This window comes from Burkholderia sp. BCC0506 (assembly GCF_902833145.1).
In the GTDB taxonomy this organism is placed as follows: domain Bacteria; phylum Pseudomonadota; class Gammaproteobacteria; order Burkholderiales; family Burkholderiaceae; genus Burkholderia.
The window spans coordinates 360,131-384,834 of the sequence record NZ_CADFEN010000003.1; the positions used below are offsets into that span (position 1 = coordinate 360,131).

The following is a 24,704-nucleotide window of genomic DNA, read 5'->3' on the forward strand; positions in this document are numbered from 1 at the left end:
TCAGTCGACCACTTTCCCGCGCCCCGACTTCACCGCGCTGCGGCGCGACTTGTGCTCGAGCCGCCGCTCCTTCGACGCGCGCGTCGGCCGCGTCGCGACCCGGGCACGCGGCGTGTACGCGACGCTGCCGATCAGCGCGTCGAGCCGTGCCAGCGCGGCCTCGCGGTTCTTCTCCTGCGTCCGATATTCCTGCGACTTGATCACGACGATGCCGTCGCGCGTGATGCGCTGGTCGGACAGCGCGAGAAGCCGCTCCTTGAGGACCGGCGGCAGCGACGACGCACGAATGTCGAAGCGCAGATGAATCGCGCTCGACACCTTGTTCACGTTCTGCCCGCCCGCGCCCTGTGCGCGCACGGCCGTCCATTCGACCTCGGCCGGATCGAGCGTGTAGCGGATCATCATCGCGAAGCCTCCGTGCGGCGCCGGGCCAGCGCCTCGTCGACGCGGGCCGCGAGCCCCGAATCGCGCTGCGTGCGCGTCGCGACCGCCTGCGCCAGCACGCGCCGCGGCCCGATCACCTGCACGCGCGTGCGGGCGCGCGTGACGGCCGTGTAGACCAGCTCGCGCGTGAGCACCCGGCCGAACGACGCGGGCAGCACGAGCGCCGCCTCGTCGAACTCCGAGCCCTGTGACTTGTGCACCGTCAGCGCGAATGCCGTTTCGTGCGGCGGCAGCGCCGCCGGCGACACCGCACGCGCGGTACCGTCCGCGCGCCGGAACCACACGCGCAGCACACCGTGCGCGTCGGGCAGCGCAATGCCGATGTCGCCGTTGAACAGCCCCAGCGCATAGTCGTTGCGCGTGACCATGATCGGCCGCCCGGTGAACCAGTGCGCACCGACCGCGAGCGGCACGCGCGCCGCCTGCCGCACATGCGCGGCCACCAGCGCATTGACGTGTTCCGCGCCGCGCGCGCCGCTGCGGGTCGCGCACAGGATCCGGAACCGGTTGAGCGCGTCGAACAGCGGCAGCGGATCGGGTACCGGCGCGGCCAGCGCGTCGCGCAATGCGTCGAGGTAGGCGCCGAAACGGTGTGCGAGCCGCGCGACCGTCGACGACGCCAGCGTGTCGCCCGCATCGTCGTGAAACGAGGCGGCGGCCGTGTCGTCGGCCGGCAGCGCGTCGAGCGCCGCCTGCACGTCGCCGCGGCGGATCGCGAGCGACAGCCGCCCGATCGGCGAATCGAGACCGAAGCGGTAATTGCGTTCGAGCCACACGACGCAGTCCGCGAGCGGCGCCGGAGCCGGCGTGCCGGCGGACGCGGCCGCGGCCGCGGCCGCGGCCGCGGCTTCGCCGGCCAACGGCGATGCGTCCGCCGTCATCGAGGCAAGCGCCGCGTCGCCGGCGTCGAACGGCGGCAGCTCGACGGCATCGAGCCATGCGAGTTCGTCCGCCTCGATCCAGGCGGGCGCATTGTCCGGTGCGCCGGCGTCGGCCGGTGCCGACTCGGTGAGCGGTGACGATGCGATACCGGTCGACGGCACCTCGTCATCCTGCGGTTCGTCGTCGAAAAGCGACGCCTGTCGCGCATCGGCTGTCGGCCGACGCGCCGATTTGCGCGAAACAGGCGCCGATGCCGATGGCGGCGCCGGAACCCGTGCGGCGGCGGACACCGGATTCGCGACCGTAACCGCTGCCGGCGCGGGCTCGTCGGGCACCGGCAACGCCGCGACGAACGTCGCCTCGTCGATACCCAGCGCCTGCGCGATGCGCGCGCGCGCCGCGGCGGTGAATGCCGGCCGCGCGCTCAGCTCCGCGAATACGGCACCGGCCTCGACCGCGGCCAATTGGTCCTTGTCGCCCAGCAACACGAGCCGCGCACCCGGCGCGAGCGCGTCGAGCAGATGCGCGGCGAGCGCGACGTCGATCATCGACGCCTCGTCGACGACGATCAGATCGTACGGCAACGGATTGTCGCGATGATGCCGGAAGCCGGCCGCCCCGCCGCCGCCCAGCAGCCGGTGCAACGTGTACGACGTGTCGGGCAGGCGTGCCGCGAGTTCGGGCGGCAGATCGCCGGCGCGCGCGTGCAGCGCTTCCTGCATCCGCTGCGCGGCCTTGCCGGTCGGCGCGGCCAGCGCGATGCGCAGCCCCGGGTGCGCGTCGAGCAGACAGGCCAGCACGCCGACGACGGTCGTCGTCTTGCCCGTGCCCGGCCCGCCGCTGACGATCGTCACGCGGCCCGTCAGCGCGACGATCGCCGCGACGCGCTGCCAGTCGACTTCGCCGGTAGCCGGCCCGAAGTAGCGGGCGAGACTGTCGCGCAACCGCTCGGGCGACAGGCCGTCGTCCGGCGCGGCGACGCCGGCCTGCGCGACGAGCGCATCGGCGAGCCGCCGCTCGTAATCGAAATAGCGCGACAGGTACAGGTGATCGTGCCGGTCGACGATCAGCGGCCGTTCGTCGCCGCGCGCGAGCGTGCCGAACGCGACCACGCCGCTCGCGGCCAGCGCCGCGCGGACCTCGTCGAGCGGCGCTTCGTAACGCTGTGCAAGTGCACCCAACGCGACGCACACGTGACCGCCCGCGGTCGCGCGGCTCGTCGCGAACGCGGCGCGCGCCGCCCAGCGTGCCGACGCAGACGGCGCACCGGCACGCCGCGCGAGATCGCCGATGCGGCGCGCGAAACCTTCCGCGAGCGCGATGCCGAAATCGGCCGGCTCGGGCAGCCGCGCGACGAGGCCACCGGTGAATTCGAGCATGTCGTCGGACGCGGTCATGCGCGGCCCCCTTCCATCATCCGGTCGAGTGCGTCGACGAGCGCGCGCGCGGGCCGCCGCGCATGCACGCCGGCCGGCTCGCCGCCGCTGCGCCAGCCGGGCCGCACGCCGCGCACGAACAGATACAGGTAACCCGCGATGTGCGTGTCGTAGTCGTAATCGGGCAGCCGGCCGCGCAGGTAGCGATGCAGCGCGACCGTATACAGCAGCGCCTGCAGGTGATACGCGTGATCGGCCATCGCGACGTCGAGCGCGCGCGGGCCGTAGGCATCCGGCGTCGTGCCGAGGTGGTTCGACTTCCAGTCGACGATCCAGAAACAGCCGTCGTGTTCGACGATCATGTCGATGAAACCCTTGATGAAACCGGCGAGCGTGCCGGCCTCCAGTGCAACGTCCGGATAGCCGTGCGCGACCAGCAGCCGGCGCAGTGCCGTCAGGTCGAGCGACGGCGCCGGAAACAGGAAACCCATTTCGTCGAGCCGCTTCGCCGGATCGAGATCGACGAGCCGCATGCCCGGCACCAGTTCGGTGTGCACGACATCGTCGACGAGCCGCACCATCATCGCCGGCAGGCGCGCCGCGAGCGCCGGCTCGGCCTCCACCGGCCGGTCGTGCAGCGCGCCGAGCGCGGCCTTGTGCCACGATTCGGGCTCCGTGAACCGGCTGAGCTCGAACAGGCGGTGCAGGCATTCGCCGGCCGCCGCGCCGCGCGGGAACACGAGGATGTCGTCGTCCGGCGGCTCGGCCGCGATCGTATCGGCGAATATCGGTTCGCCGTCCGGCGTCACCGCGGCGAGCGCATCGTGATCGGGCCGCAGCTCGTCGTCGGGCACGGCTGCGACGCCCGCCTCCTCGCGCGCCATCGACGCGGTCAGCGAGCTGAAGCTCGCCATCCGCCACGCATCGCGCAGCACGCGCGTCGCATGGCGCGCCGCGAGCGTCTGCGACGCGTCGTGGCCGGCCGCGAGACGCTCGCGACGCGCAGGCACGGGCAGCGGCGCGACGCTCACGGGGCCGCCCGCGAGCGCGCGCCATGCCGCATCGAGCACGGCTTCGTCGGGCGGCTCGTCGAGCCACGCATCGAACGCATGGCCGGCGCCCGCGACGAGCCAGTTGAGCACGCTGCGCCGCGCCTCGCGCGTCGAACGCGACGACAGATACGGCCCGGCGACGACATAGCAGCGATACACCGCGCGCGTGAGCGCCACGTAGACGAGCCGCGCACGTTCCGCGGCCTGCTCGCGCAGCGCCTGCCGCGCCGCGTGCGCGGTCGCTTCGTCGTCGCATCCGTAATGCAGCACCGCATCGCCCGCCTCGTCGTGATACTCGCGCGCATCGGGCAGCGCGGACGACGGCGGCTCGCGCAGCCCGCCGTCGTTCAGGAACGGACAGAACACGATCGCGTACTCGAGCCCCTTCGACTTGTGCACCGTGACGATCTGTACGAGGTTGCGGTCGGATTCGAGCCGCAGTTGCGCTTCCTCGCCGCCGCCGTCGAGCCGTTGCGCGGCGAGCCAGCGCAGCGTCGGCGCGATACCCGGCTGCGCGGATGCACGCGCCTGCGTCAACTCGGCCAGATGATTGATGTCGGTCACGCGGCGCTCGCCGTTCTCCCCGGCCATCAGCCGTTCGGCGATCCGCAGCTCGCGCGTGAACGTACGCCACATCACCGCGAAGCCGCGTTCGCGCCACAGCAGCCGATACCGCGAGAAGCGCTCGACCCAGCTCATCGCATCGACGCTGTCGGCCGCCGACGCGGCGGGTGGCGCTCCGCCGTCGCCCTGCTCCATGCGCCACAGCGCGCCGGCATCGAGCCCGAACCAGTCGGACGCGAGCGCCGCGCGCAAACGCCGCAGATCGCCCGGCGCGTCGATCGCCGCCAGCACGCGTTCGAGCTGTTCGGCGTCGCCGGTCGAGAACACCGACGCCTGCGCCAGTTCGACGCTGCCGATACCCCACGTCGCGAGCACGCGCTTCACGAGGCTGCCTTGCCGGTGCGTCTGCACGAGCACCGCGATGTCGCCCGGCGACAACGGCGTGCCGCCCAACCGCACGCGCCCTTCACGCGCGCCGCGCATCAGCCGCGCGATCTCGGCCGCGCAGGCCTGCGCAGCCTGCGCCTGCGCATCGCGCTTGAGCAGCGTGTCTTCGCCGCCCGGCAGCGTCCACACGCGGAAATCGCCGGCCGGGCCCGGATCGGTTTCGTCGACGAACGGCGCCCGCACGCGCGTGCCGGCGCGCACCGCGTAATAGTCGAGCCCGTCGAGCACGAACGCGCGCGGATTCGACAGGAAGAAGCGGTTGCACGCGTCGACGATCGCGGGCGTCGAGCGCTGGTTGACCGCGAGCGTATAGCACGCGCTCGCCCGCGCACGCGCGGCGAGATAGGTATGCAGGTCGGCCGCGCGGAAACTGTAGATCGCCTGCTTCGGATCGCCGACGAGGAACAGCGGGCCGCCCGGCGCGAAGATCCGGTCGAAGATCGCGAACTGCAGCGGATCGGTGTCCTGGAATTCGTCGATCAGCGCGGCCGGATAGCGTGCGCGCAGTGTCTCCGCAAGCCACGGATGCGCATGCAGTGCGTGATACAGGTTCGCGAGCAGATCGTCGAACGACACGACGCGACGCGTGCGCTTGCGCTCCGCCAGCTCGCCCGGCGCCCGGTCGAGCCATTCGGCGATCAGCGCGAGCCAGCGCGCGCGCTGCGTGGCCTCGGCGGCTGCAACGGCCGCCTCGAGCGCGTCGGCCACCTCGAAGAACGCGTGAGCGGGCGTCGCGCCGCCTTTTTTCGTCGCCTTCGTCAGCGCCGTTTGCGTGAGCTTCAGCGCGGCCTTCGGCAGCGCGGCCGTCGCGTCGCCCTGCCCGAAATGCGCGGCCCACGCGGCGAGCGCGTCAGCCACCGCGTCGGGCTTGTGCGAGCGCTGATTGAGCGCGGGCTGCGCGGCGTGCAACAGCGCGGCGATCGCGTCGCGCTCGGCCGCCCACATCCGAGCGGCCTCCGCGAAGCATTCGGCCGCGGCCGCTTCGGCCGCTTCGTCCGGCTCGGTCACGCCGTCCCAGCGCAGCGCGGCGAGGGGCTTCTTCAGCCGGCGTGCGAGCTGCGCATCGAGCGCGGCCGGCCCGGCCCCCGATTCGACAAGCCAGGTCGCGAAGCCCGGCCAGCGCGCGGCCGCCGGTTCGACACGCGTGCGCCAGAAATCCGCCGCGAGTTCGAAACGCAGCGACGCATCGTCGGCCTCCATGTCGAACGCGAACGGCATCGCCGCCGCGAACGGCGCTTCCTGCAGTGCGCGCTGGCAGAACGCGTGGATCGTGTGGATCGCAGCCTGGTCGAACGCGCGCAGCGCGCGGCGGATCCGCTTCGCGGCCGTGTCGGGATCGAGCGCGCCGTCTTCGCCGAGCGTGGTCTCCAGCAGGCGCTCGATGAACGGATCGCCGCCGTCGTCGCCCGTGTCGAGCGCATGCGCGAGCTGCGCGAGCCGGCCGCGAATCCGCTCGTGCAGCTCGGCCGTCGCCGCCTTCGTGAAGGTCACGACGAGGATCTCGTCCGCGCCGAGATCCTTTTCCAGCAGCAAGCGCACGTACAGCGCGCAGATGTTCCAGGTCTTGCCGGTACCGGCCGACGCCTCGATCTGGTTGACGCCGTCGAGCGGGCATGCGAACACGTCGAGCTCGAGCGCCTGCTGCGGCGATGCGGCGCTCATGCGACCTCCTTCAGATGCGCGACGAGCGGCTCGAACACGAGCCGCGCGAGCGTGCCGAACGGCTCGTCGAGCGACGGATGCGCGCCGCGCCACGCGATCGCGATGGCCGGATCGTCGGCCTCGCTCACGACCCGCTCGTTGATCCACACGCTCGCGGCCTTGGTCTCGCCGTCCGACACGCAAGCCCACGCGCTGCGCGGGAAAAACCGCAGCGGCATGCGCCGCCCCGCGCGGAACAGCGCGGCGAGCGGCGCGAGCCGCTCGAGCGGCGCCGCGACGGGCGTCAGCTCGAACGCACCGCCGCTGCCGAACCACAACGTGCGGCGCGGGCCGCCGGGCTCGATCGCGCAATAGACGAGATGCGCGAGCCACGCGGACAGGTAGTCGCGCGCGCTCGGCCGCGCATAGCGGTAGATGACCTGCCCCGCCGGCGTCAGCCGGTTCAGCGTGCCGTGCAATTCGAGCGGCGCGCTCACCGCGTCGGCCGCGAGCATCGCGTCGTCGGCGCCGAACAGCGCCTGTTCGGTGTCGGGCCATGCCGGCACGACGGTGAGCGAGAACGGCCGCCGCTCGATGCCGTCGGCCAGCGCACGGCGCACGTTCGACGCAAGCTGCGTCATCGAGCCGAGCGCCTGGTCGCGCCACACCGCGCCCGTCGCGCCGCCGGGCAGTTCGGGGCTCGCGTCCGCGATGCGCAGCGCGTGATCGTGCACGGCGCCCTCGCCCGCTTCGATCAGCAGCGGCAGCACGCGCTCGGCCAGCGCGTCGCTGCCGGCGAAGTCGAGCGCGAACGGCTCGGTATCGAGCAGTTCGGCCTGCGCGTCGGCCAGCACGATGCCGAGCCGGCCGCGCAGCAATGCACGCGCGGGATGCCGCCAGAAACGTTCGAATTCGCTGAACGCGACGGGCTCGACCGGCTCGGCCGGCAGCGGCTGCGCGAAGAACGGCTGCTCGCGCGGCCCGTCGCGCGACGCTTCGGCGGCCAGCAGCGACGCGAGCGTCGCCCGCTCGGCGTCGTACGAAACGAGGTCGCTGCCCGGCTGGAAATAGGCGGCCGCGAACGGCTGCAACGGATGCTCGACGATGAACGCGCGCCGCGCGGCATCGACCGCATCCGGCGCGGCGTCGGGCCCGGCCGTGACGATCGCCAGATGATCGAGCAGTTCGTCGACGAGTGCCGCGGGCGGCAACGGCGCGTTGTCGCGAATGCTGCGGCCCGTATAGGCGATCAGCAACCGGTCGCGGGCGGCCAGCAGCAGGTCGAGGAACAGATTGCGCTCGTCGTCGCGGCGCTGCCGGTCGCCCAGCTTCGGCATCACGGCCATCAGGTCGAATTCGTCCGCGCGCGCAAGGCTCGGCAGCACGCCGTCGTCCATCCCGAGCAGGCAGACGACGCGATACGGCAGCCCGCGCAAGCTCGTCAGCGACGAGAACGTGACGCCGCCCCACGGCACCCCGCCGCGAGCCGGATCGTCGAGCGCCGCGGTAAGCCCCGCGCGGATCACTGCGGCCGGCAACGCCTCGTCGGGCGCGCCTTCCGTCATCGCGGCCAGCATCGCGTCGAGCGCGTCGCGCACGCCGGCCAGCGCGTCGGCATACGCCGCGCCCGAATCGAAGAAGCGCGCGAGCGTGTCGGCAAACAGTTCGCTCCAGCCGCGCGGCGTATGCGACTCCGCGAGCCGTCGCGCGAAGCCGTCGAGATCGTCGGTAAACCGTGCGAGCCGGCCGAGCAGTTCGGCCTCGCTGCCCGTGGCCGCCTCGATCGGCAGCCACGCGCCGATCGGGGCCGCGCCTTCGGGCATCGCATAGCCGAGAAAGAGCCGCGCGAGCGCATCGGAGAACGTATGGCGCGGTGCGGGCACGGCCGCGTCGTCGCTCGCGAGTGGCGACAGCCCGCGCCGCGCGCCGGCGGCCGCGAGCCAGGTCTGCACCGTTTCAAGTGCGGCCGCATCGATGTCGTAGCGCGCGGCCACCGCATCCACGCGCAGCCATTCGACCAGCTCCGGCGCGCCGACCTGCCGTTGCGGCAACGCGAGCCAGTCGAGCAGCACGCGCGCGACCGGGTTCGCCTGCGACGGCGGCAAGCCGGTGATCCGGTAAGGCACCCGCGCGCCGCCGGCGCCTGCCGTGCCGAATACCGCGTCGATCAGCGGCCCGGCCGCGGCGAGATCGGCCACTGCAACGAGCACGTCGGACGGCTGCAGGCTCGGGTCGGCGTCGAACCACGCGAGCAGCCGGTCATGCAGCACCTCGAGCTGGCGCGCGAGGCTGTGGCACACGTGTACCTCGATCCCGCGCTCGACCGGCGCATCGCCGATTTCGGCTTCCGGTTGCAATGCGAGGATCGCGTTCTGCACGCGCGCAAGCCAGGTAGGCGCCGGATTCTCGACGAAACGCGACGCATCGCCCGACGCCGCGCTTTCAGTCAGTTCGTGCAGCATGTGCAGTTGCGCCTGCGTCTGCCTGCCCCATTCGGCGAGCAGCGGATGGCCGACTTCCTGGTAGTCGAGCCGCCCGGCCGCATCGAGCGCCTCGGCATGCGCGGCGGTCACGATGTCGAACCAGAATTCGCGGCACGGGTTCAGCGCGTAGACCCGCACGTCGATCCAGCGCGACAGTTCGCGCAACAGCGCGACGTGCAGCGGCGGCATCGTCGGCAGTGCGAACACGCTGACCGATTCGGGCCAGTCGGCGCGCGCGATCGCATCGGCATCGAGATGGCGCGCCTCGACGAGGAAGCGGTGCGCCGGCGGCGTGCCGCTGTCGCTCAGCTCGGCAAGCAGCGCGCGCCACAGCGCGGCCTGCCAGCGCTCGTCGTCGCGCGCGGCGTCGCTGACGCCACGCGGCGCGCCATCGCCCGCGAGCACCGATTCGCCGGCCTGCCACGCGGCCAGCCACTCGGGGCGATAAGTCAGATAGTGATCGAGCACGGCCGCGACGCGATGGGCCAGTTCGTAACGCATCGCATCGTCGGCGGCCGACAGATACGCGGCGAGCCGCGGCGACGCGCGCCACGGCGCGCCGTCGGCCGCCTGCGCGAACAGCCGGTAGCAGCGCCACACGAGCCGGTCGGGCGCGAACGGCGAGCGCGCGGGCACCGGCAGCACACGGCCGATCTGCGCCCACAGCCACTGCGCGAGATACGTGAACTCGACGTTCGCGCACACGCCATTGCGCGCGGCGATGTCGAGCTCGAGGCGGCGGCGCAGCGCCGCGCTCGGCACGATGACCTGTTGCGGCGCCCACGGACCGTTGCGGGCCGGGAACGCGGCCAGATCCTCGAGCAGTGCGTCGGCCAGCGTTTCGTGACGGTTCGAATAGAAGAGATGGAGCATGAGGCGGGCGTCGGAACCTCGCACCGACGGGGCCGGGCGAACAGGATGACCAAGGATAGCAAAGGGCCGCAGCCGCGGCCATCGTCCGGAAAGCCAGCTTTTGCGCGCCGCGAAATACGATAGACTCGTCGCCAGTCAACACGCCGCCTCCGGGCGTCTTCGTCTGCCATTCAGCCCATCGATGCGCTATTCGGTCGAAATCAGAAAGTTTTTCTACAGCCAGTACTTTTTCGGCGGCCTGCGGATCGCGGTCGGCGTGTCGCTGCCGGCCGTGTTGTGCCTGATCGTGTTTCACAACCGGGAGCTCGGCTTCACGATCTCGACGGGTGCGCTCGGCGCGTGCGTCGTCGACATGCCGGGCCCGCTCAAGTACAAACACAACGAAATGCTCGCGTGCAGCGTGATCGGCTTCCTGGCCGCGCTCGCCACCGGCCTCGCGACACCAAATATCTTCGCGCTGTGGCTCACGATCGTGCCGCTCACGTTCGTGCTGTCGCTGATCGTCGTCTACGGCAACCGCTGGCCGCAGATCAGCTTCGCGACGCTGTTCATGATGGTGATGACGCTCGAGGAGAAGTTCACGCCGCTGCAGGCGTTCGTCAACGCCGGCTGGATTCTCGCGGGCGGCCTCTGGTACACGTACTGGGCCACGCTCGTGTCGCAATGGCAGGCGCGCCGGATCGAGCAGCAGGCACTGGCCGAAAGCCTGTTCGCGTGCGCCGACTACCTGCTCGCGCGCGCGCAGTTCTACGATCTCGACGCCGATCTCGACGAGTGCTACCGCAATCTCGTCGCCCGGCAGATCACCGCGGTCGAAACGCAGGAAACCGCGCGCGACATCGTGCTGCGCAACCTGCCGAAGCTGCGGCGCGGCAAGCTCGATCCCGGCCGCACGACGATGTACAACCTGTTCATCAACAGCGTCGACCTGCACGAGCTGTTCGTCGGCGCACATACCGATTACCCGCTCGTGCGCAACACGTTCGGCGGCTCGGACCTGATCATTTTCTACCGCGACCTGATCCGCAAGGCCGCCGCCGATCTCGAGGAGATCGGCCTCGCGGTGCTCGAGAACCGCGCGCCGCATTCGCGCATCAGCGTGAAGGCCGAACTGCGCGCGATCGAGTACGAGATCGAGCTGATGCGCAAGAAGAACTTCGCGGCCACCCACGCGGAAGCGTACGCGGCCGTGCTCGCGACGTTCCGGCGCATCTGGAGCGCAACGCGCCTGATCGACCGGATGCGTCGCAACCTGTCGGGCCGCGCCGATCCGCAGCAGACCGAACTGAAGATCGACAAGGCGCTCACGCGCTTCCTGCAGCGCCGCCGCATGTCGCCGCTGCTGATCTTCTCGAACCTGAACATACGCTCGCCGAGCTTTCGCCATGCGCTGCGCGTGACGATCGCCGTGGCGGTCGGCTTCTGGATCGGCCGGCTGCTGCCGCTCACGAACGCCTACTGGATCGTGATGACCATCATCATCATCCTGAAGCCCGGCTACTCGCTGACCAAGCAGCGCAACGCGGCGCGTATCGTCGGTACGCTGATCGGCTGCGCGGCGAGCGTCGCGCTGATCTACACGGTCAAGGATACGCACCTGCTGATCGCGATCATGTTCGGGTCGATGGTGATGAGCTACAGCCTGCTGCTGTTCAACTATGCGGCGAGCGTCGTGTTCACGTCGTCGTACGTGCTGCTGATGTTCCACCTGCTCGCGCCGGGCAGCATGCGGATCATCGGCGAGCGCGCGATCGACACGGTGGTCGGCTGCATGATCGCGATCGCCGCGAGCCGGCTGTTCCCGTACTGGGAATACCGGCTGATGGGCAAGCTCGTCACCGACATGCTGACGTCCACGCGCAAGTATTTCGAGGCCGTGTGGCGCGCCGGGCGCGGCATGTCGCCGCCGCCGGTGCCGGCCGCCGATGGCGCCGCCGTCGTCGCGGGCGTCGCCGCGGCAATCGAGTCCCCGGCGGCCAGCCTCGACGACGACTACCGCTACCGCCTCGCGCGCAAGGACGTGCACATCGCGTTCGCGAACCTCGGGCAGGCAATTCAGCGGATGATGATCGAGCCGAAGGCGCACCAGCGCTTCGTGCCGGAACTGAACGACCTGCTCGTGCAGACGCACGTGCTCGGCGCGCAGATCACGGCTGCCGCGCCGCTGATCCGCAGCGCCTGCGCGGCCGACGGCGGCCTCGCGCACGACGACGCGCTGCAGCGCGGTCTCGCCGCCGTGCTCGACAATCTCGAGAAGGCCGAAGCCGGCGAGCCGCCGCCTGCGGACCACCTCGAAGCGTCGAAGCAGATCACGCGCGATCTCGATGCGATGGTCGTGTCCGCGGAACAATCCGATGCGGTCGGCGCCGAGCTCACGCACGACCTGAAGGTGCTCGCGCACCAGTGCAAGCAGATGCTCGCGTCGTCGCTGCTGATCCGCAAGGATGCGAGCGTGATCCGCCTGCCCGCCTGAGCCCGAATGTCCGCGCCGGCAGGCCGGCCCGCGCACGCCGCGGATCGGCCACCGGCGCGCGCCGATTCAACGATCCCCGAAGCATGCGTCACCCGTTCCGCACGGCCCGCGCCTCCCGCGCCCAGCCGCCCCACGCCCCATTCCGCTTGCCGCGCCAGTCAGGGAATACCCGATTCCGGTCACCGCGTCCGGCTTGCTATCATGCGTTCACATTCAAGTTGTATAGACAACTTGGGGCAATCGAACCGGCCCCGCTCACCCGGTTCGTCGCATAACGATATCGGAGACTCGATGAAAAACTTGCAGCGCCACCTGAGCGCGCGGCACATCCGCTTTCTCGCGCTCGGCTCGGCGATCGGCACGGGCCTGTTCTACGGTTCCGCGTCCGCAATCCAGCTCGCGGGCCCGGCCGTGATCCTTGCGTACATCCTGGGCGGCGCGGCCGTCTACATGGTGATGCGCGCGCTCGGCGAGATGGCCGTGCGCGAGCCCGTCGCGGGCTCGTTCGGCCACTACGCGACCGAGAACCTCGGCCCGTTCGCGGGTTTCGTCACGGGCTGGACCTACACGCTCGAAATGGTGATCGTCGCGATCGCCGACATCACCGCGTTCGGCATCTACATGGGCTTCTGGTTTCCGGATGTTCCGCAATGGATCTGGGTGCTCGGCGTCGTCGCGATCATCTGCGGGCTCAATCTGTGCCACGTGAAGGTGTTCGGCGAGCTCGAATTCTGGCTGTCGATCATCAAGGTCGGCGCGATCGTCGCGATGATCGGCGGCGGCGTCGCGATCCTGCTGACCGGCATGCACTTCGGTCATTCGGCCGACGTGCCGACGTTCGCGAACCTGTGGAACCACGGTGGCTTCCTGCCGAACGGTGTCGGCGGGCTGATCGCGTCGCTGTCGGTCGTGATCTTCGCGTACGGCGGGATCGAGGTGATCGGGATGAGCGCCGGCGAGGCGAAGGACCCGGAGCGCGTGATTCCGCGCGCGATCAACGCGGTACCTGCCCGGATCCTGCTGTTCTACGTGCTGACGATGGTCGTGCTGATGTCGATCAGCCCATGGACCGGCGTGGGCAGCGACGGCAGCCCGTTCGTGCAGATCTTCTCGGCGCTCGGCGTGAAATCGGCCGCGACGATCCTGAACCTCGTCGTGATCAGTGCGGCGATCTCGGCGATCAACAGCGACATCTTCGGCGCGGGCCGGATGATGTTCGGAATGGCGCGGCAGGGCCAGGCGCCGCGCGTGCTGACGACGACGTCGCGCCACGGCGTGCCGTGGGTCACGGTGCTCGTGATGGCCGGCGCGCTGCTGGTGGGCGTGCTGCTCAATTACCTGATGCCGAAGGACGTGTTCCTGATGGTCGCCGCGATCGCGACGTTCGCGACCGTGTGGGTGTGGCTGATGATCCTGCTGTCGCAGGTGGCGATGCGTCGCCGCCTGTCGAGCGCCGAAGTCGCCGCGCTGAAGTTCAAGGTGCCGCTGTGGCCCGTCGCGCCGGCGCTGACGATCGCCTTCATGGGCTTCGTGATCGTGATGCTCGGCTGGTTCGAGGATACGCGCGTTGCGCTGTATGTCGGCGCGGCGTGGCTCGCGCTGCTCGCGGCCGTGTTCTACGCGCGGATCCGCCCGAAATTCGCGCCTGCGTCACGTTGACGCACGGCTGACCTGCCCGTGCGGCGCGCCGGTTCCGGCGCGCCTTCCGTCGTTCCGGTCCGCGCGAGGCCCGTCGCGCCGGACACCACGGACTCCGCGCTGCATGCCTCGTGTGCACGACCCGATCGGGTCGCGCACCGGCACGTCAGTGCGACGCCGCGCTCGCGGCCTCGGCCGGATGGGCCTCGTCGTACGCGCGCTTCTGCGAAATCGCGTTGTACAGGATCGTCCCGATCACGAGCAGCACGGCCACGACGATCAGGATGCTCACGTTGCGGACAGGGTTCTTCTTGCGCTGATCGTTCATGGTCGGTACGGCTCCGTCTGATTCGTCGAAGCGGGCATTCTACGCGCTTGCGCCCGTGCTGCGCCGCCGCGTGTGCCGATCGCCGTCCCCGCCGGCTCCGCCGCCTCGCACACGCTTTCCGCGCGCTTTCATTTGTTAATCGTTCCCATTTCGATTTAGAATCCCAAATCTTTCATTTTGTAATGTTTCGGGGCGCTCGGGCGGCAGGCGCGCCCCGGAACGCTCCCTCGTCCACCTGCCGCACCGGAGTCTTCATGTCGAATCCGCGCACCCGCCTGCTGCCGCTCGCCGGCGCCCTCACCCTGGCCCTGGCCACGACCGCTTTCGCGCCGCTTGCGCACGCGGCCGAGGAAGTGAGCCTGTACACCACCCGCGAGCCGAAGCTGATCCAGCCGCTCATCGACGCATTCACGAAGCAGAGCGGCGTCAAGGTCAACACGGTGTTCGTGAAGGACGGCCTGCTCGAACGCGTGAAGGCGGAAGGCGCGCAGTCGCCGGCCGACGTGCTGATGACGGTCGACGTCGGCAACCTGCTCGATCTCGTCGACGGCGGCGTCACGCAACCGGTGCGCTCGAAGGCGCTCGACGACGCGATTCCCGCGAACCTGCGCGGCGCGAACGGCGACTGGTACGCGCTGTCGCTGCGCGACCGCGTGCTGTACGTCGAAAAGGACCTGAAGGTCGATGCGTTCCGCTACGAGGATCTCGCCGATCCGAAATGGAAGGGCAAGGTCTGCATCCGGTCGGGCCAGCATCCGTACAACACCGCGCTCGTCGCGGCGATGATCGCGCACGACGGCGAGGCCGCGACCGAGAAATGGCTGCGCGGCGTGAAGGCGAACCTGGCGCGCAAGGCGACGGGCGGCGACCGCGACGTCGCGCGCGACATCCTCGGCGGCATCTGCGACGTCGGCCTCGCGAACGCCTACTACGTCGGCCACATGAAAAATGCGGAACCGGGAAGCGACGCGCGCAAATGGGGCGACGCAATCAAGGTCGTACGCCCGACGTTCGCGAATACGAAGAGCGGCGGCACGCACGTGAACATCAGCGGCGCGACGGTGGCCAAGCACGCGCCGCACAAGGCCAATGCCGTGAAGCTGCTCGAATACCTGGTATCGCCGGAAGCGCAGGCGCTGTACGCGCAGGCGAACTACGAATACCCGGTGCGCGCGAACGTGAAGCTCGACCCGGTGATCGCGAGCTTCGGCACGCTGAAGGTCGATCCGCTGCCGCTGGCGGACATCGCGAAGCATCGCAAGCAGGCGAGTCAGCTCGTCGACAAGGTCGGCTTTGACAACTGACGCATCGCCGGCCGGCGCCCGCCGCGAGCCGCGCGGGCCGCATCGTCGTCTGCGGCCGCGCGCGGGCAGCCTGTGGCTGCTCGCGGCGCTGACCATCGCCGCGGCGGTCGCGGCGCCGCTCGCGGTGCTCGTCGCCGCCGCGTTCGACGCCGATCTCGCGCACTGGCGGCATCTCGCCGAATTCGTGCTGCCGCAGGCGCTCGTCAATACGTTATTGCTGCTCGCCGGGGTCGGCACGATCGTGTCGATCGTCGGCACCGGCTGCGCATGGCTCGTCACCGCGTACGATTTTCCCGGCCGACGGATCCTGACCTGGGCGCTGCTGCTGCCGCTCGCCGTCCCCACCTACATCGTCGCGTTCGCGTATCTCGACCTGCTGCATCCGATCGGCCCCGTGCAGGGCGCGATCCGCTGGGTGCTCGGCTTCGACAGCCCGCGCCAGTTTCGCCTGCCCGACCTGCGCTCGCTGCCCGGCGCGATCTTCGTGCTCGGCTTCGTGCTGTATCCGTACGTCTACCTGAGCACGCGCGCGATGTTCGTCACGCAATCCGCGAGCCTGCTCGAAGCCGCGCGCACGCTCGGCGCCGGCCGCCTCGCGACGTTCTGGCGCGTCGTCGTGCCGCTGGCCCGGCCGGCGATCGCGGTCGGCGTGAGCCTCGCGCTGCTGGAAACGCTCAACGACATCGGCGCGTCGGAATTTCTCGGCGTGCAGACGCTGACCGTGTCCGTCTACACGACGTGGATCACGCGCTCCGATCTCGCCGGCGCCGCGCAGATCGCACTTGCGATGCTCGCGATCGTCGTCGGCATGATCGCGCTCGAACGCTACGGGCGCCGCCGCCAGCGCTACGCGCACGGCCGGCGCATGCGGCCGATCGCGCCGCGCCGCCTGACCGGCGCGGCCGCGCTGGGCGCCGCGGTGCTCGGCTGGCTGCCCGTCCTGCTCGGCTTCGGCGCGCCGGCCGCGTACCTCGCGGTCGAGACCGGCAAGCGGTTGCATCTCGTCGGCGGCATATCCGCGCAACTGATGACGGGGCTCGCGAACACGCTGACGATCGCGGCAACCGCCACCGCCGCGACGCTTGCGTGCGGGCTCGTCGTCGCGTGGGCCGCCCGCGCGCAGCGCGATAGCGCCCGCGCGGGCCCTGCCCGCCTGTGCGCGCGGATCGCGAGCCTCGGCTACGCGGTGCCGGGCACCGTGCTCGCGATCGGGCTGCTGATTCCGTTCGCCACGGCCGACCGGCTGTTCGGCGCGGCGCTCGGCCGCGACGGGCTGCTGCTGATGGGCTCGGTCACCGCGCTCGTGATCGCCTATACCGTGCGCTTCCTCGCGATCCCGGCCGGCGGCATCGAGGCCGGCCTCGCGCGTATTCCGCCGTCGCTCGAACAGGCCGCGCGCTCGCTCGGCGAGACGGCCGGCGGCACGCTGCGCCGCGTCCACCTGCCGCTGTTGCGGCCCGCGCTCACGACGAGCGCGCTGCTGGTGTTCGTCGACGCGATGAAGGAATTGCCGGCGACGCTGCTGCTGCGCCCGCTGAACTTCGACACGCTCGCGACGTGGCTGTATGCGGAAGCCGCGCGCGGCACCTATGAAGAAGGCGCGGTCGCCGCGCTCGCGATCGTGCTGGCCGGGCTCGTGCCCGTGATCCTGCTCGCACGCACGCGCCACAAGATCGGAGCCTGACACCGTGAACCTGCTCGAACTCGACGACCTCTGCATCGCCTACGACACGCCGCACGGCCGCCGCACCGTGGTCGACGGCCTGAGCCTCGCGCTGCCGCGCGGCGACATCGGCTGCCTGCTCGGCGCGTCCGGCTGCGGCAAGACCACCGTGCTGCGCGCGATCGCCGGCTTCGAACCCGTGCGCACGGGGCGCATCGTGCTGGACGGCGTGCCCGTCGCGGCGCCGTCGCTCGACGTGCCGCCCGAGCGACGGCGCATCGGCATGATGTTCCAGGATTACGCGCTGTTCCCGCACCTGAGCGCGGCGGAGAACGTCGCGTTCGGCCTGCGCCGCATGCCGAAGGCCGAGCGGCGCCTGCGCGTCGCGGAGATGCTCGATCTGGTCGGCCTCGCCGATTCCGGCGACGCGTATCCGCACGAACTGTCGGGCGGCCAGCAGCAGCGCGTCGCGCTCGCGCGCGCACTCGCGCCGTCGCCGGAATTGCTGCTCCTCGACGAGCCGTTCTCGAATCTCGACGTCGATACGCGCGAGCGGCTCGCATTCGAGCTACGCGACATCCTGAAGCACACGGGCCACACCGCGATCCTCGTCACGCACAATCAGGCGGAAGCGTTCGCGATCGCCGACCGGATCGGCGTGATGAAGGACGGCCGGCTCGCGCAATGGGATACGCCGTACGCGCTGCACCATCATCCGGCCAGCCCGTTCGTCGCGGATTTCGTGCGCCGCGACGTGCTCGCCGACGAACGCGCACGCGCGCTGGCGCGCGGCCTCTGACGCCGCGCCGCCGGGCGCGACGGCATGCCCGTCAGGCGGGCTCGGCCAGATCGCGCACGGGCAGCGCGGTCGAATACTTGATCTGCTCCATCGCGAACGACGAACTGACGTCGAACAGCGGCACCGTGCGAATCAGTTGCTTGTAGACGCGGTCGTAGTCGTCGATGCCGGCCACCACGACGCGCAGCAGGTAATCGGTCTCGCCGCTCATCCGGTAGACCTCGACCACTTCCGGCATGTCCCGCACCGCCTGCGTGAAGTGCTGCGCCCATTCCTCGGTGTGCTGGTTCGTGCGGATCGCGACGAACACGGTCGTGCCGACCCCGAGCTTGCGCGGATCGCACAGCGCGACCTGCGCGCGAATCGCGCCGGTTTCCTTCAGCCGCTGCACGCGCTTCCAGCACGGCGTCTGCGACAGGTTCACGCGCTGGGCCAGCTCCGCGATCGGCAGCGTGGCATCCGCCTGCAGCAGCTCCAGCAGCTTGCGATCGATGGCGTCCATTTCTCCATTCCCTCGTCGATAGAAATTTATTCTATTCATCCTGCCCGACGGGGAACAATATGAAAACTGTCTCGGGACGTCGACCGGTGTAAATACCGATCCGGCACCCATACGATGCTTCCGCCCCACGCTCGCCGCGCCAGACGAAACAGGCGACGCCACCGCCAGGGTGGAATCGCCTGAAATGGGCCGCGCGTCGCGGCCCGCATGTCGCGCCGGGGCGGGCCGGCGCTTGCACGCCGCCGGCCGCCCCGCCGCTCAATACGCGACCGTTGCGATCTCGCGCACGAAGCTGCCCTGTTCGAGCGTGTCGACGAACGCGACCGCGTAGTCTTCGGCCGAGATCTTGCTGTTGCCTTGCGCGTCCACGATCAGCTTGCCGGCGCCGGTGCGGAACGTGCCCGTGCGCTCGCCCGGCGCGATCAGCGCGGCCGGCGCGAAGAAGGTCCAGTCGAGATCGGCGGCCGTCTTCAGGTAGTCGAGCGCGTCGCGGTGCGCAAGCGCGACCGCCTTGTACGCGTCCGGGAAACCTTCGGTGTCGACGAGCTGCTTGCCCGGCGCGACCTCGAGCGAACCGGCACCGCCGACCACGACGAGCCGCTTCAGGCCGGCCTCGCGCGTACCGGCGACCAGCGCCTTCGCGGCCGCGACGACCTGTGCCGCCTGTTCCTGCTTCGGACCGTACGCGCTCGCGACGACGTCATGGCCCGGCAGCGCGGCCGCGATGCTGGCCGGGTCGAACAGGTCGGCCGCCTTCGCGGTGATGCCGTCGCCGGATGCCCCCGGATGGCGCGACAGCGCCGTGACGCGGTGGCCGCGCCGCACGGCTTCCGCCGCGATGCGCGAGCCGATCATGCCGGTGGCGCCGAACAGCGCGATATTCAACGAACGTTGCGTCATATCGATTCTCCACGAATGAAAATATGTAACACAGTTAATTACAGATAAGACCGAAAAAAACGGGGCGATACCCCCGTTGCGCCGATCGGCGCGCGTACGCGCCGTCCGGCTTCCTGCCCTGCCTGGGCCTGGCCCCCGTCATCGGCACCCGCCGACGATCACCCGCCCGCGCGCGCCGCCCGCTGCGTGCGCTGCTCCAGATCCAGCATGTCGGCCGTCACGTCGACGAGCGTGCGCGTCGCGAGCGACGCCTCCATCGCGCGCTGCGCGTCGCCGATATAGCCGGTCAGCACGCCCTGGATGTGCCGCCCGACGAGGCAGGCCGGATTCGGCGCCTCGCGGTGCAGCGCGAACAGCTGCGCATCGTCCACCGCACGATACACGTCGAGCAGCGTGATCTCGCCGGGCTCGCGCGCCAGCAGCGCCCCGCCGCCCGCGCCGAGCTGGGACGTGGTCAAGCCTGCGGCCGCCAGCATCGACAGCAGCCGGCGAATCAGCGCCGGATTCGTATTCACGCTGCCCGCGATGACGTCGGACGACAGCGGCACGCCTTCCTGCATCGACAGCAAGGCGAGCACGTGAACGGCAAACGCGAACCGGCTGCTGGTATTCATTCCTGACTCACTCGGCGACGTCGGCTCGACCCGCAACCGGCGACATGTGTAACCATCATAATTACATTTTGCGGATCGTGCAAGCCCGCGTCACTCGCCGCTCGCGGGTTTCGCGCCGGCGGCGTTCTGCTGGCTCCACTGCTGGAGCTTCTTGCCGGCTTCGGCGATCTTCGCGCCGGCTTCGGAAGCGGCATGCGCGACGACCGCGGACGCCGCCGCGTCGATCTGCGCCTGTGCGGCCGACGCGAGGCCGCTCGCGGACAACGGCGGCACGGCCGACGCCGCGGACGCGATGCCGGCCTTCGCCGCGTTGATCTGTTGATTGACGGTGCTCGCCACTTGGTCGAGCGCCTTGGCTGCGTTGTTCGCGGCATCGGCGGCCGCGCTCGCGGCCGTATCGGGTTGCGCGGCCGGCGTGCCGGATTTCTCGCAGCCCGCGAGCAACAGCAGCGCACCGGCGGCCACGGCCGTCAGCACGAACCCGGGCATGCGACGCGCCCGCGATGTCTTCATGTTCATCAGCAATCTCTGGCCGCGCGTGGCACGGCCTCGTAGTTGGACCGGTGTCGATGATACCGCCTGTGGAACGGGCTCAATGACGACCCGCCATTAAAAATGCCTTTCAATTTCGGATTCGTCTGATTCAATCGCAGGCGCCTGGCCTCTAAAGTGGGCAGCTTCAATTCGCTTCGTACGTGCCCCTTTTCCTCGTCATGGCTTTCATCATCGATTGGCTCATCGTCCTGGCCGCGCTGCTCGCCGCCACCCTGTTCCTGTGCCTGCGCGCGCCGTCGGCGCGCCGCCTCGCCGAATCCGGGCGTCCGCGCCGCATCGCGTGCGCGCGGCTGCTCGCGCAGGCCGTGATCGGTTTCTGGACGGCCGCGCTGATCGTCGCGCAAGGCATCCTCGGCGCCTGCGCAGGCGCCGACGGCGACGGCCAGTCGCTCGCGGGCTTCGCGGCGCTCGCGTTCGCCGCGCTCGGGCTGTCGGCCGTCGCCGCCTACTGGTCGGCGTGCGCGCTGCGGCTGCGCCGGCCGCCCGTGCTGTTCGCGCGCCACTGACGCGCCAGATCGGTGCGTGGCAACGCACCGCCGCGCACCGCTTCGTTCGTCGAACGCACCAGTTCAGCACGCATCGCACCACGCGCGTGCACTCGGCTCGTCTCTCGAGCGCGGTCGATCGCGCCTCCATCCCGTGCACGATTCACCTGAATGCCGCATCGCGCGGTATTCAAGCACCAATACCAAGCAGCCGTTCACCAGGTTGGCTCGATATTTGCATTCCTTGCCCGTTTTTTGCGCAAGGAAGCCACGGCATGGATGGTCTGAAATCCGGCGTCGACACACTGTTCCTGTTGATCGGCGCCGTCATGGTGCTCGCGATGCACGCGGGCTTCGCATTTCTCGAACTCGGCACGGTCCGCAAGAAGAACCAGGTCAACGCGCTCGTGAAGATCCTGGTCGACTTCTCGGTGTCGACGCTCGCGTATTTCCTCATCGGCTACACGATCGCATACGGCGTCGAATTCTTCGACGACATCGGCACGCTGTCGCAGCACAACGGCTACGCGCTCGTGCGCTTCTTCTTCCTGCTGACGTTCGCGGCGGCGATCCCGGCGATCGTGTCGGGCGGCATCGCCGAGCGCGCGAAGTTCAACCCGCAGCTCGTCGCGACGCTGATCATCGTCGGCTTCATCTATCCGTTCTTCGAAGGGATCGCGTGGAACGAGCGCTTCGGCGTGCAGGCCTGGCTCGCGCACGCGTTCGGTGCGCCGTTCCACGACTTCGCGGGCTCGGTCGTCGTGCATGCGTTCGGCGGCTGGGTCGCGCTGCCGGCCGTGCTGCTGCTCGGCGCGCGCCACGGCCGCTATGCGAAGGACGGCCGGATCGCCGCGCACCCGCCGTCGAACATCCCGTTCCTCGCGCTCGGCGCATGGGTGCTCGCCGTCGGCTGGTTCGGCTTCAACGTGATGAGCGCGCAGACGCTCGACAAGATCAGCGGCCTCGTCGCGGTGAACTCGCTGATGGCGATGGTCGGCGGCACGCTCGCGGCATGGATGGCCGGCCGCAACGACCCGGGCTTCACGTACAACGGACCGCTCGCGGGCCTCGTCGCGGTATGCGCGGGCTCCGACGTGATGCACCCGATCGGCGCGCTCGTCACGGGGGCCGCGGCCGGTGCGCTGTTCGTCGCGATGTTCACCTGCGTGCAGAACCGGTGGCGCATCGACGACGTACTCGGCGTCTGGCCGCTGCACGGGATGTGCGGTGCGCTCGGCGGCATCGCGGCGGGCGTGTTCGGACTGCCCGCGCTCGGCGGCCTCGGCGGCGTGTCGTTCCTGTCGCAGCTCGTCGGCACGCTCGGCGGCATCGCGATCGCGACCGCGGGCGGCACGCTCGTCTACGGCGCGCTGAAGGCGACCGTCGGGCTGCGACTCGATCGCGAAGCCGAATTCGACGGCGCCGACCTGTCGATCCACCGCATCTCGGCCACGCCCGAGCGCGATTGACCCGCTGGCGCCTGCCCGACGCATCATTACGTTTTCAATTCAAAAAACTTTCATCGAGCGTCCTTACACTTCCGTCCAGTTTTCAATAAGCCTTCGCGGCGCTTGCCGCTCGCGCGCCTCGCGAAGGCCATTCCTCCAACCACCGAAACTGGACTCCACATGCCCGCGTTGCCCAATGCTTCCCGTCGTCAGGCCCTGAAGATCCTCGCCGGCGCGCCGATGCTTCCCCTTTCCGGCCTCGCGCTGCCGGCCCTGCTGACGGGCTGCGGCGGCGACGACGATCCCGCGTCGACGCCGGCGCCGGTCGCCGCTGCCTATACGTCGGCGGCATTCTCGGCGATGGCCGCGCCGACGCTCGACAACGCGGCCGCGATGGCCACGACGACGGTCGGCTCGACGCTGTCGGTGTCGTTCTCGGACGGTTCGTCGCGCAACTTCAAGCTCGCGTACAAGCCGTTCTTCGTGACGGGCGACATGGTGCCGGACGGCAAGGGCGGCACGACGCTCGCGGGCGGCTACTACGACATCAACAACCAGCCGATCATCGATCGCTCGGTGGCCGGCAAGGAACGCCAGTTCTATTCCGACTGCCCGGACGGCAGCTCGCTGCTGACGCTGAAGAACGCGAACGTGCCCGGCGTGAAGGGCAACACGGTGTTCGCGGTCGTGCAGTTCGAATACACGACGCGCGACCAGGCGAGCGCGTCGCAGTACGGCCAGTTGCCGTCGCCGATCGCCGTGCTCACGCTCGACCAGGACCCGGCCACCGGCGCGCTGAAGGTCGTGAAGTACCACAACGTCGACACGTCGAAGGCGCACGGCCTGTGGATCACCTGCGGCGCGAGCCTGTCGCCGTGGGGTACGCACCTGTCGAGCGAGGAATACGAGCCGGACGCGACGAAGGCCGCGACCGACGCGCAGTTCAAGGCGTTCAGCAAGAACACCTTCGGCGACGAGACGAAGGCGAACCCCTACCACTACGGCCACCTGCCGGAGATCACCGTGAATCCGGACGGCACCGGCACCGTGAAGAAGCACTACTGCCTCGGCCGCATCTCGCACGAGCTGATCCAGGTGATGCCGGACCAGCGCACCGTGATGATGGGCGACGACGCCACCAACGGCGGCCTGTTCATGTTCGTCGCCGACAAGGCGGCCGACCTGTCGGCCGGCACGCTGTACGTCGCGAAGTGGACGCAGACGTCGTCCGCCGGCGCCGGCAGCGCGACGCTCACGTGGCTGAAGATCGGCCACGCGACCAGCAGCGAGATCGAGACGCTCGCGAACACGCTGAAGGCGTCGGACATCATGGATCTCGTCACCGTCGACCCGAACGACACGAGCTACACGAAGATCCACTTCGGCGGCAAGTTCAACTGGATGCGCGTGAAGCCGGGCATGGAAAAGGCGGCCGCGTTCCTCGAGACGCACCGCTACGCGGCGCTGATCGGCGGCAGCATGGCGTTCACGAAGCTCGAAGGCACGACCGTCAACGCGAAGGACAAGATCGTGTACACGGCGATGTCGCGGATCGAGACGTCGATGGTCAAGGGCAATGCGGTGTCGCGCGACGTCGCGGTGGACAAGAAGATCGCCGCAGGCGCCGTCTATGCGCTGAACCTGAAGGGCGGCCAGCGCGACACGTCGGGCGCCGCGATCGACAGCGAATGGGTGCCGGTCGACATGAGCGCGCCGGCCGCGCTCGTCGGCGAGGATCTCGCCGCGGCCGACGCGCTCGGCAACCTCGCGAACCCGGACAAGATCGCGAACCCCGACAACCTGAAGTTTTCGGAGAAGCTGCGTACCCTCTTCATCGGCGAAGACTCGGGCATGCACGTGAACAACTTCCTGTGGGCCTACAACGTCGACACGAAATCGCTCGCGCGCGTGCTGTCGTGCCCGGCCGGCGCCGAATCGACGGGCCTGCACGCGGTCGACGAGATCAACGGCTGGACCTACATCATGAGCAACTTCCAGCACGTGGGCGATTGGGAATCGCCGCTGCACGACAAGGTCAAGCCGACGCTCGACCCGCTGGTGCGCGCGAACTACAAGGACCGCTTCGGCGCGAGCGTCGGCTACCTGACGGCCGAGCAGACCAGCATCAAGCTCGCGAAGGGCTGATCACCGCGGGAGGGGCGTTGCTTCCGGTCAGGGCGCCCCGGACCGGGCGTTCCTGACCGGGCTCCGCGACCACGCGTCTTTCTTCATC

Annotated in this window: 16 protein-coding genes and 1 pseudogene; 8 read left to right on the forward strand and 9 right to left on the reverse strand. The window is 69.8% G+C overall.

Translation table 11 applies throughout. The features are described 5' to 3' along the window. The 4 genes from arfB to recC are packed head-to-tail and all read right to left on the reverse strand — an operon-like array spanning window position 1 to window position 9,762. The gene (gene arfB, locus HWX62_RS08955; protein ID WP_175929552.1) at window positions 1-405 is read right to left on the reverse strand and encodes an alternative ribosome rescue aminoacyl-tRNA hydrolase ArfB; all 405 of its coding nucleotides are present in this window, start codon (window positions 403-405) and stop codon (window positions 1-3) included. Further along, a complete protein-coding gene (locus HWX62_RS08960; protein ID WP_175929553.1) occupies window positions 402-2,723 on the reverse strand; it encodes an AAA family ATPase in 2,322 nt (773 codons plus the stop codon). The genes arfB and HWX62_RS08960 overlap by 4 nt, the downstream gene beginning before the upstream one ends. Continuing rightward, window positions 2,720-6,427 (reverse strand): exodeoxyribonuclease V subunit beta, encoded by a 3,708-nt coding sequence (recB, locus tag HWX62_RS08965; RefSeq protein WP_175929554.1) that lies wholly within the window; start codon window positions 6,425-6,427, stop codon window positions 2,720-2,722. The genes HWX62_RS08960 and recB overlap by 4 nt, the downstream gene beginning before the upstream one ends. Continuing rightward, window positions 6,424-9,762, reverse strand: coding sequence for an exodeoxyribonuclease V subunit gamma (gene recC, locus HWX62_RS08970; protein WP_175929555.1), 3,339 nt, complete (start codon window positions 9,760-9,762; stop codon window positions 6,424-6,426). The genes recB and recC overlap by 4 nt, the downstream gene beginning before the upstream one ends. Before the next feature lie 181 nt (window positions 9,763-9,943). Here recC and HWX62_RS08975 point away from each other — a divergent pair, with 181 nt between their 5' ends. Next, entirely contained in the window at window positions 9,944-12,235 is a 2,292-nt protein-coding gene (locus tag HWX62_RS08975; RefSeq protein ID WP_175985120.1) for an FUSC family membrane protein, read from the forward strand. A gap of 291 nt (window positions 12,236-12,526) precedes the next feature. Then, window positions 12,527-13,894: an amino acid permease gene (locus HWX62_RS08980; RefSeq protein WP_175929557.1), complete on the forward strand. Its 1,368-nt coding sequence runs from the start codon at window positions 12,527-12,529 to the stop codon at window positions 13,892-13,894. A 145-nt stretch (window positions 13,895-14,039) separates the two neighbouring features. On the opposite strand, the gene HWX62_RS08985 is transcribed toward HWX62_RS08980, so the two are convergent. Then, window positions 14,040-14,201: a hypothetical protein gene (locus HWX62_RS08985; protein WP_009688068.1), complete on the reverse strand. Its 162-nt coding sequence runs from the start codon at window positions 14,199-14,201 to the stop codon at window positions 14,040-14,042. Window positions 14,202-14,527: 326 nt separating this feature from the next. Between HWX62_RS08985 and HWX62_RS08990 the strand changes: the two are divergent. The 3 genes and pseudogenes from HWX62_RS08990 to HWX62_RS09000 all read left to right on the forward strand — a co-directional run. Continuing rightward, window positions 14,528-15,505 (forward strand): annotated as a pseudogene (locus tag HWX62_RS08990) (Fe(3+) ABC transporter substrate-binding protein); the annotation flags it as partial. 49 nt (window positions 15,506-15,554) lie between these two features. Next, window positions 15,555-17,189 carry an iron ABC transporter permease gene (locus HWX62_RS08995; RefSeq protein WP_244136006.1) on the forward strand — a complete coding sequence of 545 codons (1,635 nt, stop codon included), beginning with the start codon at window positions 15,555-15,557 and terminating at the stop codon, window positions 17,187-17,189. 4 nt (window positions 17,190-17,193) lie between these two features. Continuing rightward, entirely contained in the window at window positions 17,194-17,967 is a 774-nt protein-coding gene (locus HWX62_RS09000; RefSeq protein ID WP_175929560.1) for an ABC transporter ATP-binding protein, read from the forward strand. Window positions 17,968-17,998: 31 nt separating this feature from the next. Here HWX62_RS09000 and HWX62_RS09005 read toward each other — a convergent pair whose 3' ends face one another. From HWX62_RS09005 to HWX62_RS09020, 4 genes are all read right to left on the reverse strand, one after another. After that, window positions 17,999-18,469, reverse strand: coding sequence for an Lrp/AsnC family transcriptional regulator (locus HWX62_RS09005; RefSeq protein WP_175929561.1), 471 nt, complete (start codon window positions 18,467-18,469; stop codon window positions 17,999-18,001). Between the two features lie 258 nt (window positions 18,470-18,727). Next, a complete protein-coding gene (locus HWX62_RS09010; RefSeq protein WP_175929562.1) occupies window positions 18,728-19,369 on the reverse strand; it encodes an NAD(P)H-binding protein in 642 nt (213 codons plus the stop codon). A 158-nt stretch (window positions 19,370-19,527) separates the two neighbouring features. Next, window positions 19,528-19,983 carry an Rrf2 family transcriptional regulator gene (locus HWX62_RS09015; RefSeq protein WP_059501849.1) on the reverse strand — a complete coding sequence of 152 codons (456 nt, stop codon included), beginning with the start codon at window positions 19,981-19,983 and terminating at the stop codon, window positions 19,528-19,530. A 90-nt stretch (window positions 19,984-20,073) separates the two neighbouring features. After that, entirely contained in the window at window positions 20,074-20,502 is a 429-nt protein-coding gene (locus HWX62_RS09020; RefSeq protein WP_175929563.1) for a hypothetical protein, read from the reverse strand. A 194-nt stretch (window positions 20,503-20,696) separates the two neighbouring features. On the opposite strand from HWX62_RS09020, the gene HWX62_RS09025 reads away from it, so the two are divergent. The 3 genes from HWX62_RS09025 (at window position 20,697) to HWX62_RS09035 (ending at window position 24,616) form a co-directional block, all read left to right on the forward strand. Beyond that, on the forward strand, window positions 20,697-21,044 hold the full coding sequence (locus HWX62_RS09025; protein ID WP_175929564.1) for a hypothetical protein: 348 nt from the start codon (window positions 20,697-20,699) through the stop codon (window positions 21,042-21,044). Window positions 21,045-21,298: 254 nt separating this feature from the next. Continuing rightward, the gene (locus HWX62_RS09030) at window positions 21,299-22,492 is read left to right on the forward strand and encodes an ammonium transporter (RefSeq protein ID WP_175929565.1); all 1,194 of its coding nucleotides are present in this window, start codon (window positions 21,299-21,301) and stop codon (window positions 22,490-22,492) included. A 159-nt stretch (window positions 22,493-22,651) separates the two neighbouring features. Next, complete coding sequence (locus HWX62_RS09035; protein ID WP_175929566.1) at window positions 22,652-24,616, forward strand: alkaline phosphatase PhoX; 1,965 nt, start codon at window positions 22,652-22,654, stop codon at window positions 24,614-24,616. The last annotated feature ends 88 nt before the right edge of the window (window positions 24,617-24,704 follow it).

What these genes read in the sequence shown, in the direction of transcription:
- arfB (WP_175929552.1), bottom strand. Translation starts at nt 405, where the DNA reads ATGATGATCCGCTACACGCTCGATCCGGCCGAGGTCGAATGGACGGCC.
- HWX62_RS08960 (WP_175929553.1), bottom strand. Translation starts at nt 2,723, where the DNA reads ATGACCGCGTCCGACGACATGCTCGAATTCACCGGTGGCCTCGTCGCG.
- recB (WP_175929554.1), bottom strand. Translation starts at nt 6,427, where the DNA reads ATGAGCGCCGCATCGCCGCAGCAGGCGCTCGAGCTCGACGTGTTCGCA.
- recC (WP_175929555.1), bottom strand. Translation starts at nt 9,762, where the DNA reads ATGCTCCATCTCTTCTATTCGAACCGTCACGAAACGCTGGCCGACGCA.
- HWX62_RS08975 (WP_175985120.1), top strand. Translation starts at nt 9,944, where the DNA reads ATGCGCTATTCGGTCGAAATCAGAAAGTTTTTCTACAGCCAGTACTTT.
- HWX62_RS08980 (WP_175929557.1), top strand. Translation starts at nt 12,527, where the DNA reads ATGAAAAACTTGCAGCGCCACCTGAGCGCGCGGCACATCCGCTTTCTC.
- HWX62_RS08985 (WP_009688068.1), bottom strand. Translation starts at nt 14,201, where the DNA reads ATGAACGATCAGCGCAAGAAGAACCCTGTCCGCAACGTGAGCATCCTG.
- HWX62_RS09005 (WP_175929561.1), bottom strand. Translation starts at nt 18,469, where the DNA reads ATGGACGCCATCGATCGCAAGCTGCTGGAGCTGCTGCAGGCGGATGCC.
- HWX62_RS09010 (WP_175929562.1), bottom strand. Translation starts at nt 19,369, where the DNA reads ATGACGCAACGTTCGTTGAATATCGCGCTGTTCGGCGCCACCGGCATG.
- HWX62_RS09015 (WP_059501849.1), bottom strand. Translation starts at nt 19,983, where the DNA reads ATGAATACCAGCAGCCGGTTCGCGTTTGCCGTTCACGTGCTCGCCTTG.
- HWX62_RS09020 (WP_175929563.1), bottom strand. Translation starts at nt 20,502, where the DNA reads ATGAACATGAAGACATCGCGGGCGCGTCGCATGCCCGGGTTCGTGCTG.
- HWX62_RS09025 (WP_175929564.1), top strand. Translation starts at nt 20,697, where the DNA reads ATGGCTTTCATCATCGATTGGCTCATCGTCCTGGCCGCGCTGCTCGCC.
- HWX62_RS09030 (WP_175929565.1), top strand. Translation starts at nt 21,299, where the DNA reads ATGGATGGTCTGAAATCCGGCGTCGACACACTGTTCCTGTTGATCGGC.
- HWX62_RS09035 (WP_175929566.1), top strand. Translation starts at nt 22,652, where the DNA reads ATGCCCGCGTTGCCCAATGCTTCCCGTCGTCAGGCCCTGAAGATCCTC.